Origin of the sequence: Curtobacterium sp. 9128 (assembly GCF_007673775.1) — a bacterium.
Classification (GTDB): Bacteria; Actinomycetota; Actinomycetes; order Actinomycetales; family Microbacteriaceae; genus Curtobacterium.
Window position 1 is genome coordinate 271,736 of the sequence record NZ_VEAF01000004.1, and the last position, 18,720, is coordinate 290,455.

Genomic DNA, 18,720 nt, shown 5'->3' on the forward strand with positions numbered 1-18,720 from the left:
CCTCCCCCCACCGGCACGGCCTGTCTGCCGCTGGCACGTCAGCCAGGGACCGGCGGCGTGGGCCCAGTCCGTCTCGGATCTACTCCATGGCCGCGAACCGCTCGAGCGCGGTCGTCGACCCGGACACGATGATGACGTCGTGCTCGCCGATGACGCTCTCCGGGGTGGCCGGCACGAACGCCTCACCCGGCGGCTTGATGCCGAGCACGGTGAGCCCGTGCCGGGTGCGGATCGCGGTCGTGCCGAGGTCCTTGCCCCGCACCGCCCGCGGCGGGAACATCTTGACGACTGCGAAGTCGTCGTCGAACTCGATGAAGTCGAGCATCCGTCCGGACACCAGGTGCGCCGTGCGCTCGCCGGCTTCGCGCTCCGGGTAGACCACGTGGTTCGCGCCGATGCGGGACAGGATCGTGCCGTGCGAGCGGCTGATCGCCTTCGCCCAGATCTGCGGGATGCCGAGGTCCACCAGGTTCGCCGTGATGAGGACGCTCGACTCCAGGTCGCTGCCGGTGCCGACGACGGCGATCGGGAAGTCCTGCGCCCCGATCTGTCGGAGCGCGTCGATGTCGGTCGCGTCGGCCTGCACGGCGTGGGTGACGCGGTCCGACCACTTCTGCACGAGACCGGCGTCGGTGTCGACGACGAGCACCTCGCGGTCCTGGCGCTCCAGCTGCCCAGCGGTGGCCGCGCCGAAGCGGCCGAGGCCGATGACGAGGACGGGCGCGTCGTGGCTGACGCTCGTCGGGTGCTCGTGGCGGGTGCGGTCAGCCAACGATCGGCCTCTCCTCGGGGCGGCGGAACAGCTGCCGACTCTGACTGGCGGCCAGGGCAGCGGCGATGGTCACTGTACCGACACGGCCCAGGAACATCGTCGCCGCCAGGACGTACTTGCCCGCCTCGGGGAGCTCCGCGGAGACGCCGGAGGACAGCCCGCACGTGGCGAACGCCGAGATGACCTCGAAGAGCACGCGGTCGAGGGAGTCGTCCGTGATCTGCAGCAGCACGACGGTCGCGACGGCGACGATCGTGGCGCCCCAGAGGACGACGGCGACCGCGACACGGAGGACGTCGCCGGGGATCCGCCGCCCGAACGCCTCCATGCTCTGCCGTCCGCGGGCCTCGGCGACCGCGGCGAGGAACAGCACCGCCAGCGTGGTGACCTTGATGCCGCCGGCGGTCGACGCCGAGCCGCCGCCGATGAACATGAGCATGTCCGTGACGAGCAGGCTCGAGCCGTTCAGCTGGTCGAAGTCCACCAGGGAGAACCCGCCGGACCGGGTCATCGTCGACAGGAAGAGCGCCTGGAACGCGGTCCGCCCAGCGCCCTCCTCGCCGAAGGTGGTCGGGTTCGACGCCTCGAGCGCGATGTAGACGACCGCGCCGCCGACGAGCAGCACCGCACTCGTGACGAGGGTGAGCTTGACGTGGATCGGCCACCGGCGGGGGGAGCGGAGCTGCTTCGTCAGCGCCCGGATCACCGGGAAGCCGATCGAGCCGGCGACGACGCCGACCATGAGCAGCGTCAGGAACCAGTAGTCGTGCGCGAACGGGGCCAGGCCCTCGGCGTTCGGCGCGAAGCCCGTGTTCGTGAAGGCCATCGCGGCGTAGTAGAAGGAGTCGCCGACGGCGCTCCAGAACGGGATGCCGGTGACGAGGACCGACGGCAGGAGCAGCAGGCCGAGCGCGACCTCGATCGTCAGGGTGCTCACCGCGACCGTCGCGAGCAGCGTGCCGACCTCGCCGAGCCGGACCGCCTGGCCCTCCGGGACGGCGCCGTGGTGGGTGCGGAGCGGGTTCGAGTCGCCGGCGGCCATGAGCTTCGCCCGGAGCCCGAGCTTCCGCGTCACGAACAGCCCGAGGATCGAGGCGAAGGTCAGCACACCCACCGCGCCGATCTGCGTGCCGACCACGACGACGACCTTGCCGAACACCGACCAGTGCGTGGCCATGTCGACGGTGGACAGCCCGGTGACGCACACGACGGACGCGGCCGTGAAGAGGGCGTCGGCGAAACCGGTGGGGCGGCGGTCGGCTGCGGCGACCGGTGTCATGAACAGCAGCGTGAACACGAAGACGAGCGCGACGAAGACCACGATCGCCAGGCGGGACGGCGAGGCGCGGAGCACGGTCCCGATCCGCGAACCCCGTCGGCGGGACGCACCCGACGAGACGGTCGGGGGCTCCGTGCGGTCGAGCATCGTATGCCTCCGGGGACATGGGCGGGACGCATCGCATGGTACATCCGAGCCCGGCCGGTTAGCCTTTCCCCATGGCCGACATCTTCACCGTGGTCGCGGACCCGACGCGGCGGGAACTCCTCGGGACGCTCCTCGCGGCCTACGGTTCCGACGCGACCGGCGGCGAGCTCAGCGTCGGCCAGCTCGTCGAGAAGCTCGGCGTCAGCCAGCCCACGGTGTCCAAGCACCTCCGGGTCCTCCGGGACATCGGACTCGTCACGAGTCGGGAGGAAGGGCAGCACCGCTACTACCGCCTCGACCCGGAGCCCCTGCTCCACATCGAGGAGTGGGTCGTCCCCTTCACCGGCGCGGTCGACGCTGACGGCACCCCGGCCACCACGGCCTGGACCCCCGACGGGCAGCCCGTCTCGGTCCGTCGGAACGGCGCAGCGGGCAAGGCCACCGTGGAGGTCGGCACCGAACTCGGTCGGGTGATGGCCGAGGCCTCGTACCGGGCGACGGCCGCGTTCTCCGGGGCCCAGCAGGGCTGGGAGCGCGTCGTGGAGAGCTCTCGGCGGCGGTTCACCAAGCGCGCCGAGGACGACTGAACGAAGGCACCGTCGGGCGGCCCCGCATGGGCGCTGTCCGACGACCGCGACACAGGCGCGCACCAGGGGTTCTGCACCCGCCTTCCAGCGATCCCGGACATGCTGGACACGGGGACGCACGCGCCCCTACAGTTACCAGAGACCACTCAGGTCACACATTGACTCCCGCATCCGAGCCCGGATGCGAGCCCACCCGAAGGCGGACCATGACCGGCAGTTTCGACGACGTGCGCTTCCTCACCGTCGCGGAGGTCGCCGAGATGATGCGCGTGTCGAAGATGACGGTCTACCGGATGGTGCACGCGGGCGAGCTCCCCGCGATCCGGTTCGGCCGGTCGTTCCGGGTCCCGGAGTCGGCCGTGGCCGAGGTCCTCCGCGGTGGCATCGCGGACGTCGGCTGAGTCCGTCGCCCCACCGCTGCGTCCCGGCCCGTTCGACATCCGAGCGGGGCTCCGGTAGGATCGGGCAGGTTGATTTTCCGCGGCTTCATCGGCCCGGTGTCCGTACATCAGCATCAGTCCGAGCGAGGTCCACATGGGTTCTGTCATCAAGAAGCGTCGCAAGCGCATGGCGAAGAAGAAGCACCGCAAGCTCCTTCGCAAGACGCGCCACCAGCGTCGCAACAAGAAGTAAGTCCGAGGACTTGCCGCAGAAGCCCCGGTTCGCCGGGGCTTTCGCATTCCCCGGGGGCGCTCAGGCCGCACCGGCGCAGCGGGCCTGCCGAGCGACCCCGCACTACGCTGAGGGCATGCCAGACGTGACGCTCCTGACCAAGCCCGGATGCCACCTCTGCGACGACGCCCGACCCGTCGTCGAGCGCGTCGTCGCCGCGTACCCGGGGGTGACGCTCACCGAGAAGTCGATCCTCGACGACGACGCCCTCCGGCTCGAGTACGCCGAGGACATCCCGGTCGTGCTCGTCGACGGCCGCGTGCACAGCAACTGGCGCGTGGACGAGGACCGCCTCGCCCGTGCCCTCGAGAAGGCAGGAGCCTCCGCATGATCCAGCACGTCGTCTCGTGGACGCTCCGGGCGGACCTCGACCGGGACGCATCGATCGACCGCATCCGTGCACTCCTGCACGGCCTGGTCGGGGTGGTGCCGTCGATCCGCACGCTGCAGGTCGTCGAGAACGTCGCGTACCCGGGCAAGAACCAGGACGTCGCCGTCGTCGCGACGTTCGACGACGTCGCCGGGCTCGACGAGTACCAGGTGCACCCGGACCACCAGGCTGCGGCAGCGGAGATCCGCGGACTCGTCACGGGGCGGGCCGCCATCGACTGGGAGAGCTGAGCCGCGCCTCCAGGCCCGGCCACGACGGCGACGGCCCCCTTCCGGAAGCGGAAGGGGGCCGTCGCCGTTGCGTGACGACTACGGGGTGAGGCGCGTCGGGCCGCGGAAGAGGTAGGTGACCTCGCGGATCGACGGCTCACCGAGCATGAGCATCAGGACGCGGGCGAGGCCCATGCCGAAGCCGCCGTGCGGCGGGACGCCGTAGCGGAAGAAGTCGAGGTACCAGCCGAGCTCGGCCGGGTCGAGGCCCTTCTCCTCCGCCTGCGCGGTGAGGACCTCGACGCGGTGCTCACGCTGCGCGCCGGTGGAGATCTCGGCCCCGTTGAACAGCAGGTCGTAGCTGTTCGTGAGCGTCGGGTCGTCGGCGTGACGCATGTGGTAGTACGGCCGGATCGACGCGTCGTAGTCGGTCACGAACACGAACTCCGAGCCGTGGTGCTCCTTGGCCCAGGCGGAGACGCGGCGCTCGCCCTCGGGGTCGAGGTCGCCGTCGGCGCGGACCACGTCGTGGCCGCTCTCCGCGACGATCTTCCGGGCCTCGGCCAGGGTGACGCGGGGGAACGGGGTCGTCGGGACCTGCAGCTCGAAGCCGAAGACCTCCTGGATGGCGTCGCCGTACTTCTCCTTGACGGCGGTGATGCCGACGACGAGGACCTCCTCGTGCATCGCCATGACGTCCTCGTGCGACTCGATCCACGAGAACTCGGCGTCGACACTGGTGAACTCCGTGGCGTGGCGGCTCGTGAACGAGGGGTCGGCGCGGAACGCGTCGGCGATCTCGAACACGGCACCGAAGCCGGCCGGCTGTGCCATCTGCTTGAAGTTCTGCGGCGACTGCGCCAGGTAGGCCGTCGTCTCGAAGTACTCGAGCTGGAAGAGCTCGGCACGCGACTCCGATGCCGAGGCCATCAGCTTCGGGGTGTGGATCTCGATGAAGTCGCGCTCGACCCAGTAGGTGCGGAACGCGTGCTCGAGCGTGGTCTGGATGCGGAAGATGAGGTTCTGCTTGCGGTTGCGCAGGTCGATGAACCGCCAGTCGAGGCGCTTGTCGAGCGACGAGTCGTCGGCGATCGGCGTCTCCGGGATCGCCGCGCTGATGACCTCGAGCGAGCCGACCTTGACCTCGAGGCCGCCGAGCTTGACGCGCTCGTCGTGCTTCAGGGTGCCCCGCACGTGGACGAACGTGCCGTGCGCGAGGCCGGAGATCTCCTCGGTGATGCCGAGCGCGATCCGGGAGGCGTCGTCGCCCTCCGTCGCCTCGCGCGTCGCCGGGTTGACGAGCTGGACGGCGCCGGTCTCGTCGCGGAGCACGACGAACTGCACCTTCTTCTGGTCGCGGACGGTCTCGACCCATCCGGCCACGGAGACGGGACCGTCGGGGAGTGCGGCGAGGTCGCTGATGCGGGTGCGTTCGATCACGGTCGTCGAGTCTACCGGGCCGCCGGTTCTGCACGGGTCGGCACCCGCTGCAGGTCGTCCACAGGTCCGGACTGGAGGCCCGGATCGCCGCCGTCTGGCCGCGAGCGTCATCGACGTGGCCGGTTCGCGTCGCCGCGCAGCCGGTTCGTCAGGGGAGCGTCTGGCGGAGGGTGCTCAGCGTCCCGATGAACTCCTCCGCCATGCCCGCGCGCTCGACGAGCTTCGCATGGCGGGCCCGCGCGTCCTCCAGGAAGGCGTCGAGGCGCGCTGCGCGTGCAGCCGTGTCGTCCGGATCCGTGCCGGGGAGCCCGTCGACGATGCTGAGGAGGTCACCCATCTCCTCGAGTGAGAACCCGAGCGGCTTCATCCGGCGGATGACGAGCAGGCGCTGCAGGTCCTGCTCGGTGTAGACGCGGAAGCCCCCGGCGGTGCGACCGCTCGGGACGAGGAGGCCGACCTCGTCGTAGTGCCGGATCGTGCGGAGGGACATCCCGGCGCGGTCGGCGAGCTCGCCGATGTGCATGGTCCCGGCGTCGTGCTGGTCGTCCTCGTGGTTCACGTGCTCAACCCTACCCTCACGTGAGGGTAGGGTTGGGCGCGATGACGACCCTGACCTCCGCTCCCGCTCCGGCGAGCGTCCTCGCCACCCTCCGCTCGCCCCGCCTGCTCACCCGCGAGGTCCTCGCGGGCGTCGTCACGGCGCTCGCGCTCATCCCCGAGGCGATCTCGTTCTCGGTCGTCGCGGGCGTCGACCCGGCCGTCGGGCTGTTCTCGAGCGTCGTCATCGCCGTCGTGATCGCGATCGTCGGCGGTCGTCCCGCGATGGTGTCCGCTGCGGCCGGTTCGGTGGCGCTCGTGATCGCCCCGCTGGTCCGCGAGCACGGCATCGAGTACCTCGTCCCGACGATCGTGCTCGGCGGCGTGATCCAGCTCGTGCTCGGCTTCCTCGGTGTCGCGCGCCTGATGCGTTTCATCCCGCGCAGCGTCAACGTCGCCTTCGTGAACGCCCTCGCCATCCTCATCTTCACGGCACAGCTCCCGAACCTCCTCGGTCACGACGTCCCCCTGGTCGTCTGGCCCCTGACGGCGCTCGGCGTCGCGATCATCGTCGGCTTCCCGTTCCTGACCAAGGCGGTCCCGGCGCCGCTCATCGCGGTCGTGGTCGTCACCGCGATCACGATCGTGTTCAGCGTCACCGTGCCGACGGTCGGTGACGAGGGCGCCCTGCCGACCGCGCTCCCCGGGTTCTCCGGCATCACCGTGCCGTTCTCGCTCGACACGCTCACGATCATCGCCCCGTACGCATTCGGCATGGCGATCGTCGGGCTGATCGAGACGCTCCTGACCGCACAGCTCGTCGACGCGATCACCGAGACCGGTTCCAGCAAGTGGCGCGAGTCGTGGGGGCAGGGCGTCGCGAACATTGCGTCCGCGTTCTTCGGCGGCACCGGAGGGTGCGCGATGATCGGCCAGACGGTGATCAACGTCAAGACGGCCGGTGCCCGCACGCGGATCTCGACCTTCGTCGCGGGCCTGTCCGTGCTCGTGCTCACGATCGTGCTGCACGACGTCGTCGCACAGATCCCGATGGCGGCGCTCACGGCGGTGATGCTCATGGTCTGTGTGGCGACCTTCGACTGGCACAGCATCCGGCCGCGGACCCTCGGCCGGATGCCGCTCGGGGAGACCGCGGTGATGGTCATCACCGTCGTCGTGGTCGTCGTGACGGACAACCTCGCCACCGGCGTGATCGTCGGGGTCGTCGTCGCGGCGCTCGTGTTCGCCCGCCGGGTCGCGCACGTCGTGACCGTCGAGCGGGAACCCGTCGACGAGCGCACGGTGCGCTACCGGGTGCGTGGTGCGCTGTTCTTCGCGTCCTCGAACGACCTCGTCACCCGGTTCTCCTACGCCGAGGACCCCGAACACGTCGTGATCGACATGTCCGATGCCCACGTCTTCGACGCGAGCACCGTCGCGGCCCTCGACGGGGTGGAACAGCGGTTCGCGAAGCACGGGTCGACCGTCGACGTCGTCAACCTCAACACCGGTTCGGTGGCGCTGCACGGGCGGCTGTCCGGGCACCTCGACTGAACGCTCCCGAAGCCGTGGATCCCCTGGGCGGCGGGTGGGAACGGATGAGCGATCTAGACTGGAACCCATGCCCGCGACCCGAATCCACCTCGTGCGGCACGGCGAGGTACACAACCCGAACCGTGTGCTGTACGGGCGACTCCCGGGCTTCGGACTGAGCGAACTCGGCACGGAGATGGCCACGGCCTCCGCGACCACGTGGAAGGACGCCGGCGTCGACGTGCGCCGCATCATCGCGTCCCCGCTGCAGCGCACCCAGGAGTCCGCCGCGCCCTGGGCCGCCGCCTACGGGCTCGACGTCACGCTCGACGAGCGCCTCATCGAGCCGACGAACCGCTACGAGGGCCAGCCCCCCGGGTTCACCAAGCGCTCGCTCCGCCGTCCGACCGAGTGGCCCTGGATCGCGAACCCCCTCCGACCGAGCTGGGGCGAGGCCTACGAGTCCATCGCCAACCGCATGCTCGCCGCCGTGACGACGGCGTGGGAGAGCACGGACGGCGGCGACGTCGTCCTGGTCAGTCACCAGCTGCCGATCTGGATGGTGCACCGCCGACTCGCGGGCGAGCCTCTGTGGCACGACCCGCGTCAGCGGCGCTGCGACCTGTCGAGCATCACCACCCTCGAGCGTGTGCCCGCCACGCCGAAGGGTCGGTTCACCGAGGTCGGGTACGCGGATCCCGCTCGGGAACTCCGCGGGACGGCGATCGACGAAGGAGCAGTGTGACCGAGCGCAGCACCAGCACCACGCGCAGCACGAGGCGGCGGCTCCTCGCCGTCGGGGCGACCGCGCTCGTCGCCGCGATCGCCCTGACCGGGTGCTCGTCCGGCGGCAGCGACGCGCTGTCGAAGCAGTACGGCAGCGGCACGACGCAGAACTACATCTCCGGTGACGGCGCCGTGACCGAGGTCGCGCAGGACAAGCGCACGGACACCGTCGACTTCGACGCGAAGACCATGGACGGCGACGACGTCACCGCGAAGTCCCTCCGCGGCCGCGTCGTCGTGCTCAACTTCTGGTACGCCAGCTGCCCGCCCTGCCGTGCCGAGGCGAAGTACCTCAACGAGGTACACGCGAAGTACACCGACGACCAGGTGCAGTTCATCGGCGTGAACGTCCGCGACCAGAAGGCCACCGCCGAGGCCTTCGAGCGCACGTTCAAGGTCGACTACCCGACCGTGCTCGACGCCGACTCCGGGACGATGCAGCTCGCACTGTCCGGACAGATCGCGCCGAACGCCGTCCCCGCGACGATCGTCCTCGACAAGCAGGGCCGCGTCGCCGCACGGGTCCTCGGTGCCGTCGACAGCACGAGCATCCTCGACACCCTGGTCAGCGACGAGCTCACGGGCAGCGGCAAGGCGTCCTGACCCGTGACCAGCAACCCCTTCTCCGACGCGATCCTCAGCGGGCAGATGCTCGTCGCCCTCCCGGTGGCGCTGCTCGCGGGGCTGGTGTCGTTCCTCTCGCCGTGCGTCCTGCCGCTCGTCCCCGGGTACCTCGGGTACGTCGGTGGCGTGGCGGAGGGCGGTCGGGGACGGGGCCGCGTGGTCCTCGGGGTGCTGCTCTTCGTCCTCGGCTTCACGGCCGTGTTCGTGGCGTACACCACGGTGTTCGGCGCGCTCGGGTTCTGGCTGGTCCGGTGGCGTGACGTCATCACGCAGGTGCTCGGGGTCGTCGTGATCCTGATGGGCCTGGTGTTCGTCGGGCGCTTCACGTTCCTGCAGCGCACCCTGAAGCCGTCCTGGACCCCGGCGACCGGGCTCGTCGGGGCACCGCTCCTCGGCATCGTGTTCGGCCTCGGCTGGACGCCGTGCCTCGGCCCGACCCTCGCCGCCATCAACCTGCTGAGCGTGCAGTCCGGCAGCGCCTGGCAGGGCATGTGGCTCGGCGTCGCGTACTGCCTCGGCCTCGGGATCCCGTTCCTGCTCGTCGCCCTCGGCGCCGGGTGGGCCTCGGGAGCGATCCGTGCCGTCAAGCGCCACATGCGCGTCGTCAACATCATCGGAGGAGCGATCCTGATCGTCATCGGTCTGCTCATGGTCACCGGCATCTGGTCGACCGTCATGTCGAGCGTCGGGGCGGTGATCCAGAGCTATGTCCCGGCAGTCTGAGACCGACGACGTGACGGACCCGAGCACGAGCGAGGGGACCGACGCCGTCTCCGACCCGCAGCGCCCGTCCGACCACGTCGACGGGACGGCGGCACCTGTCCCCGACGGCGGCGTGAACCAGCCGAAGCTCGGATTCATCGGGTACCTCCGGTTCTTCTGGCGGCAGCTGACGAGCATGCGCACGGCGCTGTTCCTGCTGATGCTGCTCGCGCTCGCGGCGATCCCCGGGTCCCTCGTGCCCCAGCGCACGGCTGACCCGAACGGCGTCGTGCAGTACAAGGCCGACCACGCCACGCTCTACCCGATCCTCGACAAGCTCCAGGTGTTCGACACCTACACCTCGGTGTGGTTCTCCGCGATCTACCTGCTGCTCTTCGTCTCGCTGATCGGCTGCATCGTGCCGCGCACGCGGCACCACTGGCAGGCGCTGCGCACCCGTCCGCCGAAGACCCCGGTGCGCCTGACGCGACTGGCGGGCTTCCGCAGCGTCCCGGTCGAGCGCGACACGGTGGCGGACGGAGCGGCCGAGACGGACGCGGCCACGGGCCTCCCGTCGGTCGAACGCGCGGTGACGCGCGCCATGGCGGTCCTGAAGCGCTCCGGGTACCGCGTCGAGCGGTTCGGCGACTCGGTGAGTGCGGAGCGCGGCTACCTGCGGGAAACCGGCAACCTCGTCTTCCACGCGGCGCTCGTCGGGGTGCTCCTGGCAGTCGGCGTCGGCGGCGGCTTCGGCTACACCGGGCAGCGGCTCCTGGTCGAGGGGCAGACGTTCTCGAACGTGCTGGGGTCGTACGACTCCTTCAACCCGGGACGCTGGTTCAACCAGGGGCAGCTGCACGGCTACAACCTGACGCTCGACAAGTTCGTCACGAAGTACGAGGAGCGGAACCTCAACGCCCTCGGCCAGGCGCTCGACTACTCCGCCACGGTCACGAGTCGCGTGAAGGGCGGCGAGCCGAAGACCAGCCGGCTCGGCGTCAACGACCCGCTGTCGATCGGCGGGACGAACGTCTACCTCCTCGGCAACGGCTACGCCATGGACGTCACCGTCCGCGACGGCGACGGCAACGTGGCCTTCCGCGACGATGTGCCGTTCCTGCCCGCCGACGCGAACTACACCTCGACCGGCGTCATCAAGGTGCCGGACGCCGCACCCGAGCAGCTCGGCATGGTCGGGTTCTTCTACCCGACCGCGGTCAAGCTCGGCACCGGTGCGTTCACCTCGAACTACCCGGACACCGAGAACCCGCTGCTGTCGCTGCAGGTGTACACCGGCAACCTCGGGCTCGACGACGGTGTGCCGCGGAGCGTCTACCAGCTCGACACCAGCGGTCTGCAGCAGATCGCCGGGACCAAGGCGGAGACGCCGAGCATCCAGCTGAAGCCGGGGCAGACGAAGCAGCTGCCGGGTGACGCCGGGTCGATCACGTTCAACGGGGTCAAGCGGTACGTCTCGCTCGACGTGCACCACGACCCGTCCCAGCTCGTCGTCGGCGGCTTCGCCGTCCTCGCCGTGCTCGGGCTGCTGACCTCGCTCTTCGTCCCGCGCCGCCGCGTCTGGGTGAAGGTGGTTCCCCGCACGGGTGCCGAGCACGGCGAGTACGACCTCGAGTACGCGGGGCTCGCCCGCGGCGAGGACCCCAATCTCGAGCGTGCCGTCGGCGAGATCGCCACGCGGCACACGTCGGACCTCGGAGTTAGGATGCCCCAGTGAATGACATGACGACGAACCTCGCGACCTACTCGGTCGTCCTCACGTACTCGGCGATGGCCGTCTACGTCGTCGCGTTCATCTCGTTCGCGCTGGACATGGCCAAGCGCGCGGGCGATGTGTCGGCCGCGGCCGGTGCGCAGTCCGCGCCGTCCGGGCAGCAGGCCGCCGCGAAGACGGTCGCGACCGTGCAGGGCGGCACCGTGGTCCTCGAACGGGTCGAGGCACCGGCGAGGACCGGGTCCGGCCGCAGTGGCTCCCGCTTCGAGCGGGTCGGCATGGCGATGACGATCCTCGCGCTCGTGCTGCACGTCGGCTCGATCGTCCTCCGTGGCATCGCGGCCGACCGTGTGCCGTGGGGCAACATGTTCGAGTTCTCGCTGACCGGCACCGGCCTCATCGTGCTGATCTTCCTGCTCGTGCAGTTCTGGCAGAACCTGAAGTTCCTCGGGGTCTTCATCTCCGGCCTGACGCTCATCCTGCTCGGCATCGCGACCGTGAACTACTACGTCCCGGTCGTGCCGCTCCAGCCGGCGCTGCAGTCGTACTGGCTCGTGATCCACGTCTTCGTGGCGATCGCGGGCACCGGGTTCTTCGCGCTCGGCGCCGGGCTCGCGGTCTCGCAGCTCGTCCAGACCTACCGTCAGGGCCACCCGGCGGCGTCGAAGAAGATCCGCTTCATGGAGACGCTGCCCGACGCCGACCGCCTCGAGGTCCTGACCTACCGGGTCCTGCTCGTCGGGTTCGTGCTCTGGACCTTCACGCTCATCGCCGGCGCGATCTGGGCCGAGCGTGCCTGGGGTCGCTACTGGGGCTGGGACACCAAGGAGGTCTGGACCTTCATCATCTGGGTCGTCTACGCCGGGTACATCCACGCCCGTGCGACCCGCGGGTGGCGTGGTGCCCGGTCGTCCTGGCTGGCGCTCATCGGCTTCGCCGCGGTGATGTTCAACTTCTCTGTCGTGAACGTGTTCTTCAAGGGCCTGCACAGCTACTCCGGTCTCTGAGCCCGGGGCGGCGGCGTGGCCGACCCGCGCCGACGAGGTTCCGTGATTACGGAACCTCGAGCGGGCGGGGGCGAGGTTCCGCAATTGCGGCACCTCGAGCGTCGCGAGCGGCGAGTCGTGCGACCCCCGGCGGACGTGAGCGGCGAGTCGCGCGACCTCGACCGGGTCGGCGGTCCTCGGGGCATCGGCCCCCGTCGTGACACGGCGTTGCACCCGCCTCCGTGCGATGCGCCCGGTTGCGACGGGGTGCGTCGTGCGGTGCGGGGTGCGGGGTGGGGGCGTATGGGCGTGCGGGCGACCGGTTGCGGGTGAGGTTCCGTGATTGCGGAACCTCGAGCGTCGCCAGCGGCGAGTCGTGCGACCCCGGCGGACGTGAGCGGCGAGTCGTGCGACTCCGACCGGGTCGGCGGCCCGCGGGAGCGGCGCGTCCCGGACTGGAGGCGCGGTGCCGGTCCGGCGGCTCAGGCCCGGCGGCGATGCGCGAGTGCTGGCGAGGTTGCGGCGCGGGTGCGGTCTGCGGGCGCGGTCCGCGGTTGCGGGCGCCGGCCGAGCGGTCACGACACCCCGCGTGCCGCTCGCCGAGCGGCCAGGAAACGTCGTACGCCCGCTGCGCGGCCAACGAGTCGTGACCATTCGGCGGACATGAGCGGGGTGTCGAGACCGCTCGGCGAACCTCGGGGTGGGGCCCGCACGACACACGAGGACCCCGCGCGAGCTCAGCGCAAGCCCCGAAAGCGCCCCGCTACTCGGCGGTCGCGACGTCCCCGGCCTCCGCCCTGGCCCCGAGCACCGCATGCACCCGCTCGAGCCGAGCACGCCACCACGCGACCCGCTCCGGCGCCGCGGCGAACCGCTCGAGCATCGCCGGCGCCGGGGACACCCGCCGCACCGCGATCCGCCCGTCCTCCGGCAGGAGCGGCCGGTCGGTGACGTCACCCTCGAACATCGCCGCCGTGCCGAGCCCAGCCGCGTACCCGGGGGACATCGCGGCAGCGGCGAGGAACGCCCCCATCCCGAGCCCGACCGACGTGTCCAACGCGCTCGACACCACGCACGGCAGGCCGGCCTCGGCGATGACGGCTCTGGCCGCGGTCACCCCACCGAGGGGCTGCGCCTTCACGACGAGCACGTCCGCCGCACCGGCCCGCGCGACCGCCAACGGGTCGGAGGCCTTCCGCACGCTCTCGTCCGCGGCGATCCGGACACCGAGCCCGGCGATCCGCTCCCGCAGCGCCGCGAGCTCGGGGACGGTCCGGCACGGCTGCTCGGCGTACTGCAGGTCGAACGGCGCGAGTCGTTCGAGCGCCTCGGTGGCCTGGTCGACGCTCCACAGCCCGTTCGCGTCGACCCGCACGGACGCGTCGGGCCTCATCGCCCGCCGGACCTCGGCGACCCGGGCCACGTCGTCGTCGATCGTGGTTCCCGGTTCGGCGACCTTGACCTTCGCGGTCGTGCATCCCGGGTAGCGCGCGAGCAACCCCGCGACGGCGTCCGGCGTGACCGCTGGCACCGTGGCGTTCACCGCGACCGACTCGGCTGCGGGGGAGTGCGCGGTCCACCCGAAGTCGATCGCCGCCCGGAGCCAGGCGGCGGACTCGGTGTCGTCGTACTCGACGAACGGGGAGAACTCCGTCCAGCCCTCCGGCCCGCGGAGCACGAGGGCCTCGCGCGTCGTGATGCCGCGGAACCGGACGCGCATCGGCAGGGCGACGACGTGGGCGTCGGCGAGGAGATCGCTGAGGTCGGGGAGCACGGACCCATCCTCGCAGGCGGTCCCTCGGCGTCCAGGCGACGTCACGGTTCCTCGGAGGCGACCGCCAGGGCAGGGCATTAGCATGCATCGGTCGGCCCAGGTGGACGACGACCGTCCGACCTGAGGGAGGCCACGTGGCGTCTGATCCGCACCAGCGGTCGTCGCGGTACGCGCCCGCCACCCCCGGACGGAACGCGCGAGCGTCGGCCGACACACCGGCCGCCAAGAACAACCCGGCAACCAAGAACACCCCCGCCGCCAAGAACACCCCGGCACGCACCGCCGCCGCCGGGCGCACGCCGTCCCGCGACACCGACGAGTTCGCTCGGCTGATGCGGAGCAACACCGTCGACGTCCGCGCGACGAACGCCCCGCGGCGGCGCCGCAACCCCCTGGTCGGCAAGATCGCCTTCGGTCTGGCCATCGTGTCGGCGGCGGTCGACGCCAGTGCCTTCGCGGTGTTCATGGGCGGCGACACGACGTTCGCGTTCGGGATCTGCTTCGTCGTCGTGTTCCTGACCCTGGCGGCGGCGGTCCTCGGCTTCATCGCCGCGGTGGGCGGATTCGGTCGGTGGTACGGCGCGATCGGTGTCGTGGTGGCCTTCGTCGCGAACCCGGTGATCCTCATCGTCATCGTGGTGACGGTGGCGCCCGAGCTGCTCACGGAGATGGGCGGGTAGCACCCCCGGGACGGCTCGGTAGGTTGGAGGCATGCCCGACACCGTGTCCGACCTGTTCGACCCCGACGTCTGGACGACTGCTCCGGCAGCCGCGTCCTTCACCGACATCACCTACCACAAGCACGCGTCGAAGGGCATCGTCCGGATCGCCTTCGACCGGCCCGAGGTCCGCAACGCGTTCCGCCCCCGCACGGTCGACGAGCTGTACCGCGCCCTCGACGACGCCCGCCAGGACCCCCGTGTCGGCGTCGTGCTGCTCACCGGCAACGGCCCCAGCCCGAAGGACGGCGGCTGGGCGTTCTGCTCCGGCGGCGACCAGCGCATCCGTGGCCGGAGCGGCTACCAGTACGTCGGCGACGAGGGCGCACCGCCGGAGGGCGTCGACCCCGCTGCAGCACAGGCGTCGATGGGACGACTGCACATCCTCGAGGTCCAGCGCCTCATCCGGATGATGCCGAAGGTCGTCATCGCGGTCGTCCCGGGCTGGGCAGCGGGCGGCGGGCACTCGCTGCACGCGATCTGCGACCTCACGATCGCGAGCGCCGAGCACGGGAAGTTCAAGCAGACCGACGCCGACGTGGGCTCGTTCGACGGCGGGTACGGCAGCGCCTACTACGCCAAGCAGATCGGGCAGAAGTTCGCGCGCGAGGTCTTCTTCCTCGCGCAGGAGTACTCCGCGCAGCGCGCGTACGAGATGGGTGCGGTCAACGCCGTCGTCCCGCACGAGGACCTCGAGCGCGAGGCGATCCGCTGGGGCGAGATCATCCTCGGCAAGTCCCCGACCGCGATCCGGATGCTCAAGTACGCGTTCAACGCCGTCGACGACGGCATGGTCGGCCAGCAGGTCTTCGCCGGCGAGGCCACCCGCCTGGCGTACGGCACCGACGAAGCCGTCGAGGGTCGCGACTCCTTCCTCGAGAAGCGCGCCCCCGAGTGGACGTCCTTCCCCTGGCACTACTGATGCCCCGCCCCCTGGTCCGGATCGGCACCTCCGACCCGACGGCGGTGCTGCACGGCCTGGAGGCCGCGCTCGCCGGCGGTCCCGCACTGCTCCCCGTCGCCGAGGGTGCACCGGCGCTGCCGACGCCGGCTCCGGCCGACGTGGAGCGCCGGGTCGCCCTGGTGGTCGAGACGAGCGGGTCCACCGGCACCGGCAAGCGCGTCGCGCTCTCGTCCGAGGCGCTCCTCGCCGGAGCGGCAGCGGCGGACGCCGCCCTCGGGGGACCGGGGGGCTGGGTGCTCGCGCTCCCCACGCACTACATCGCCGGCCTCAACGTGCTCACCCGGTCGATCGCCGCGGGCACGACGCCGTCCGTCGTGCCGCCGGGACACTTCGACGCCGAGGCGTTCGCCGACGCGGCCGATCGGCTGGTCACCGGCCCGGCGGCCCCGCGGCGCTACACCTCCCTCGTCCCGGTGCAGCTCGCCCGCGTGTTCGACGACCCGCGGGCGACTGCCGCACTGGCCCGTTTCGACGCGGTCCTCGTCGGCGGCCAGGCCACCCCGCTCCCGCTCCGGGAACGCGCGACGACGGCCGGCGTGCGGATCGTCACCACGTACGGTGCGAGCGAGACGAGCGGCGGCTGCGTGTACGACGGTCGTCCGCTCGGCACCGTGCAGACCCGGCTCGTCGACGGTGAGCTCTGGTTGCACGGCCCGATGCTCGCCGAGGGCTACCTCGACGACCCGAGCCGCACCGCGGCGACCTTCGTCGAGGACGCGGGACTGCGGTGGTACCGCACGGGCGACGCTGCGACGCTCGACGGCGACCGCGTCCAGGTACTCGGTCGGCTCGACGACGTCGTCATCTCCGGCGGCGAGAAGGTGCCGCTCGGTTTGGTGGAACGCCACGTCCGCGAGCTGCCCGGGCAGGACGCCGCGGTCGTCACCCGACGCGACGCGGGGGAGTGGGGGGAGGTCCCCGTCGTCGTCACCGCGGTGCCGATCGACCTCGCGGTGGTCCGGGACCACGTCGGGGCGGTGCTCGGCCGGGCGGCTCGGCCCGCCGACGTCGTGGTCGTCGACCGGGTCCCCATGCTCCCGTCCGGCAAGCCGGACCGCCGTGCCGTCCTGGGGCTCGTCGCCGACCGTCGGCCGCGCGGATAAGATCGACGGTCGTGGCACGAGCGAAGAACGAGACGCACAAGCAGGGCAGGTCCGGGAACCCGGCGAAGGCCGCGACACCGGTGGACCGTCGTGGACGTGCGACCGCACGGGACTGGATCGGCGGGGCGCGCCTCCGCACGCTCACCCTCGGCGTCGTCCCCGTGGTGCTCGGGACCACGGTGGGCTTCGTCGACAGCGGGATCAGCGGCGACTTCGGCGCGTACCTGGCGACCGACCACCACCTGCTCGTCGCCGTCATGGCGCTGCTCGTCGCGCTGTTCCTGCAGATCGGCGTGAACTACAGCAACGACTACTCGGACGGCGTGCGGGGGACGGACGAGTTCCGCGTCGGGCCCGCTCGCCTCACCGGCGCCGGCATCGCGAAGCCCCGCACGGTGCTGACCGTTGCGCTGACGTTCTTCGGCCTCGCCGCCGTGGCCGGCATCGTCATCGTCGTGCTCACCCAGCTCTGGTGGCTCCTCGCCGTCGGGGCCGCGGCGATCGTCGCCGCGTGGTTCTACACCGGCGGCAAGAAGCCGTACGGGTACAACGCCCTCGGTGAGCTCTTCGTGTTCGTGTTCTTCGGCCTCGTCGCCGTGCTCGGCACCCAGTTCGTGCTGATCCGGGAGGTCACGGCGAGCGGCTGGGCTGCCGCCCTCGCCGCCGGCTTCTTCGCCTGCGCGGTGCTCATGGTGAACAACATCCGCGACGTCGACGAGGACCGGCTGGCGCACAAGCGCACCCTCGCGGTGGTCGTCGGGCTGCCCGTCGCCCGGGTGCTCTACGGCGTGTTCCTGCTGCTGCCGTACGTGCTGCTGGTGTGGTTCGTCCTGCTCTACTTCCGCACCGGGTTCGCGTACTTCTCGCTGCTGCTCGCCCTGCCGGCACTCGCCATCGGGATCTCCTCCCGGAAGCCGCGCGAACTCATCACCGCGCTGCAGCTGTCGTCGTTCGCGTCCCTCGCCTACGGCGTCGTGCTCGGCGTCATGCTCGCGATCCAGCCGTAGCCGCCCGCCGCGCTCAGTCGGTCGGGTGCTCGCGGCGTTCGGCGTGCCGCTCGGCGTCGGAGACCGGGCGCGCGGCCGGCGCCTCGGAGTCCTCGGCGTCGACGAAGTCGTCCTCGAAGTCGGAGTCGACGTCGTGCTCGGGCCGGACCCGGCGGTTCGCCATGCTCGTCGTCACCTGGACCCGGAGCTTCGGCAGGGCGATGTACGACACGAGCAGCCCGATGAGCGCCGCCCCGATCGTCGCCCAGTACCACGGCAGTCCGATCACGAAGAGCACGACGAGCGCCGCCGCGAAGATGCCGAGACGGGCGAGGGTGTAGACGAGCCACGCTTTCACCCGGCAAGTCTACGGACGCGCAACCGTGAGGCCGGTCACAGCCTGGCGACCTACACTGCACGGCATGGTCCGCTTGTGGCTCGTCGTCATCGTCGCCGCTCTGGCGTTCACGGTGTACGCGCTCATCGACTGCGCGACCATGCCGCGCCAGCGCATCCGCTCGCTGGGACGCGGCGTCTGGATCCTCCTGATCGTGGTGCTGCCCGTGCTCGGCGGGGTCCTCTGGTTCCTGCTCGGCCGCGCACCCGCGTCGGCGTCGCCCCAGCCCCGGTACCGTGGTCCTGAAGACGATCCGGACTTCCTCGGCGAGCACGCTCCCGAGCGGACCCGCACGGACAAGGACCAGGACGACGCGACCCTCCGCAACCTCGAAGAACAGTTCCACGACACCGACGACGACGGCCGCACCGATCGCTGAC

22 protein-coding genes are annotated in these 18,720 nt (G+C 71.0%); 16 read left to right on the forward strand and 6 right to left on the reverse strand.

Annotated features, from left to right (window positions below):
* Window positions 1-79: 79 nt before the first annotated feature.
* Window positions 80-772 (reverse strand): TrkA family potassium uptake protein, encoded by a 693-nt coding sequence (locus tag FS641_RS10145; protein ID WP_144763385.1) that lies wholly within the window; start codon window positions 770-772, stop codon window positions 80-82.
* A complete protein-coding gene (locus FS641_RS10150; protein ID WP_144763387.1) occupies window positions 765-2,198 on the reverse strand; it encodes a TrkH family potassium uptake protein in 1,434 nt (477 codons plus the stop codon). The genes FS641_RS10145 and FS641_RS10150 overlap by 8 nt, the downstream gene beginning before the upstream one ends.
* 71 nt (window positions 2,199-2,269) lie before the next feature.
* Here FS641_RS10150 and FS641_RS10155 point away from each other — a divergent pair, with 71 nt between their 5' ends.
* From FS641_RS10155 to FS641_RS10175, 5 genes are all read left to right on the forward strand, one after another.
* Window positions 2,270-2,785, forward strand: coding sequence for a helix-turn-helix transcriptional regulator (locus FS641_RS10155; protein WP_144763389.1), 516 nt, complete (start codon window positions 2,270-2,272; stop codon window positions 2,783-2,785).
* 206 nt (window positions 2,786-2,991) lie between these two features.
* Complete coding sequence (locus FS641_RS10160; RefSeq protein WP_111080648.1) at window positions 2,992-3,186, forward strand: helix-turn-helix domain-containing protein; 195 nt, start codon at window positions 2,992-2,994, stop codon at window positions 3,184-3,186.
* A 133-nt stretch (window positions 3,187-3,319) separates the two neighbouring features.
* Entirely contained in the window at window positions 3,320-3,418 is a 99-nt protein-coding gene (locus FS641_RS10165) for a 30S ribosomal protein bS22 (protein ID WP_003792170.1), read from the forward strand.
* A 115-nt stretch (window positions 3,419-3,533) separates the two neighbouring features.
* Complete coding sequence (locus FS641_RS10170; protein WP_144763391.1) at window positions 3,534-3,788, forward strand: glutaredoxin family protein; 255 nt, start codon at window positions 3,534-3,536, stop codon at window positions 3,786-3,788.
* Entirely contained in the window at window positions 3,785-4,078 is a 294-nt protein-coding gene (locus FS641_RS10175; protein WP_144763393.1) for a Dabb family protein, read from the forward strand. Before FS641_RS10170 ends, FS641_RS10175 begins: the two co-directional genes overlap by 4 nt.
* A 78-nt stretch (window positions 4,079-4,156) precedes the next feature.
* Here FS641_RS10175 and aspS read toward each other — a convergent pair whose 3' ends face one another.
* Both aspS and FS641_RS10185 read right to left on the reverse strand, forming a co-directional pair.
* Complete coding sequence (aspS, locus tag FS641_RS10180) at window positions 4,157-5,497, reverse strand: aspartate--tRNA(Asn) ligase (protein ID WP_144763396.1); 1,341 nt, start codon at window positions 5,495-5,497, stop codon at window positions 4,157-4,159.
* 148 nt (window positions 5,498-5,645) lie between these two features.
* The gene (locus FS641_RS10185; RefSeq protein WP_144763858.1) at window positions 5,646-6,020 is read right to left on the reverse strand and encodes a MerR family transcriptional regulator; all 375 of its coding nucleotides are present in this window, start codon (window positions 6,018-6,020) and stop codon (window positions 5,646-5,648) included.
* 77 nt (window positions 6,021-6,097) lie between these two features.
* On the opposite strand from FS641_RS10185, the gene FS641_RS10190 reads away from it, so the two are divergent.
* The 6 genes from FS641_RS10190 to ccsB all read left to right on the forward strand — a co-directional run bounded on the left by FS641_RS10190 (window position 6,098) and on the right by ccsB (window position 12,418).
* Entirely contained in the window at window positions 6,098-7,588 is a 1,491-nt protein-coding gene (locus tag FS641_RS10190) for a SulP family inorganic anion transporter (protein ID WP_144763398.1), read from the forward strand.
* Window positions 7,589-7,655: 67 nt separating this feature from the next.
* The gene (locus tag FS641_RS10195) at window positions 7,656-8,312 is read left to right on the forward strand and encodes a histidine phosphatase family protein (protein WP_144763399.1); all 657 of its coding nucleotides are present in this window, start codon (window positions 7,656-7,658) and stop codon (window positions 8,310-8,312) included.
* The gene (locus FS641_RS10200) at window positions 8,309-8,956 is read left to right on the forward strand and encodes a TlpA disulfide reductase family protein (protein WP_144763401.1); all 648 of its coding nucleotides are present in this window, start codon (window positions 8,309-8,311) and stop codon (window positions 8,954-8,956) included. Before FS641_RS10195 ends, FS641_RS10200 begins: the two co-directional genes overlap by 4 nt.
* A 45-nt stretch (window positions 8,957-9,001) precedes the next feature.
* Window positions 9,002-9,700: a cytochrome c biogenesis CcdA family protein gene (locus tag FS641_RS10205; RefSeq protein ID WP_144763860.1), complete on the forward strand. Its 699-nt coding sequence runs from the start codon at window positions 9,002-9,004 to the stop codon at window positions 9,698-9,700.
* Entirely contained in the window at window positions 9,684-11,414 is a 1,731-nt protein-coding gene (locus tag FS641_RS10210) for a cytochrome c biogenesis protein ResB (protein ID WP_144763403.1), read from the forward strand. Before FS641_RS10205 ends, FS641_RS10210 begins: the two co-directional genes overlap by 17 nt.
* Before the next feature lie 5 nt (window positions 11,415-11,419).
* On the forward strand, window positions 11,420-12,418 hold the full coding sequence (ccsB, locus tag FS641_RS10215) for a c-type cytochrome biogenesis protein CcsB (RefSeq protein WP_144763405.1): 999 nt from the start codon (window positions 11,420-11,422) through the stop codon (window positions 12,416-12,418).
* 742 nt (window positions 12,419-13,160) lie between these two features.
* Here the strand turns inward: ccsB and FS641_RS10220 are convergent.
* Complete coding sequence (locus tag FS641_RS10220) at window positions 13,161-14,171, reverse strand: o-succinylbenzoate synthase (protein ID WP_260855777.1); 1,011 nt, start codon at window positions 14,169-14,171, stop codon at window positions 13,161-13,163.
* A gap of 134 nt (window positions 14,172-14,305) precedes the next feature.
* Between FS641_RS10220 and FS641_RS10225 the strand changes: the two genes are divergently transcribed.
* From FS641_RS10225 to FS641_RS10240, 4 genes are read left to right on the forward strand one after another with little or no spacing between them, the layout of a single operon-like run.
* The gene (locus FS641_RS10225) at window positions 14,306-14,851 is read left to right on the forward strand and encodes a hypothetical protein (protein ID WP_144763409.1); all 546 of its coding nucleotides are present in this window, start codon (window positions 14,306-14,308) and stop codon (window positions 14,849-14,851) included.
* A 31-nt stretch (window positions 14,852-14,882) separates the two neighbouring features.
* Window positions 14,883-15,812: a 1,4-dihydroxy-2-naphthoyl-CoA synthase gene (locus FS641_RS10230; protein ID WP_144763410.1), complete on the forward strand. Its 930-nt coding sequence runs from the start codon at window positions 14,883-14,885 to the stop codon at window positions 15,810-15,812.
* Entirely contained in the window at window positions 15,812-16,957 is a 1,146-nt protein-coding gene (locus FS641_RS10235) for an AMP-binding protein (protein WP_186317691.1), read from the forward strand. The genes FS641_RS10230 and FS641_RS10235 overlap by 1 nt, the downstream gene beginning before the upstream one ends.
* Before the next feature lie 11 nt (window positions 16,958-16,968).
* Window positions 16,969-17,964 carry a 1,4-dihydroxy-2-naphthoate polyprenyltransferase gene (locus FS641_RS10240; protein WP_260855778.1) on the forward strand — a complete coding sequence of 332 codons (996 nt, stop codon included), beginning with the start codon at window positions 16,969-16,971 and terminating at the stop codon, window positions 17,962-17,964.
* Window positions 17,965-17,977: 13 nt separating this feature from the next.
* Here the strand turns inward: FS641_RS10240 and FS641_RS10245 are convergent, their stop codons facing one another.
* A complete protein-coding gene (locus FS641_RS10245) occupies window positions 17,978-18,301 on the reverse strand; it encodes a DUF4229 domain-containing protein (protein ID WP_144763413.1) in 324 nt (107 codons plus the stop codon).
* Between the two features lie 64 nt (window positions 18,302-18,365).
* Between FS641_RS10245 and FS641_RS10250 the strand changes: the two genes are divergently transcribed.
* On the forward strand, window positions 18,366-18,719 hold the full coding sequence (locus tag FS641_RS10250) for a PLD nuclease N-terminal domain-containing protein (protein ID WP_144763415.1): 354 nt from the start codon (window positions 18,366-18,368) through the stop codon (window positions 18,717-18,719).
* Window position 18,720: the final 1 nt, after the last annotated feature.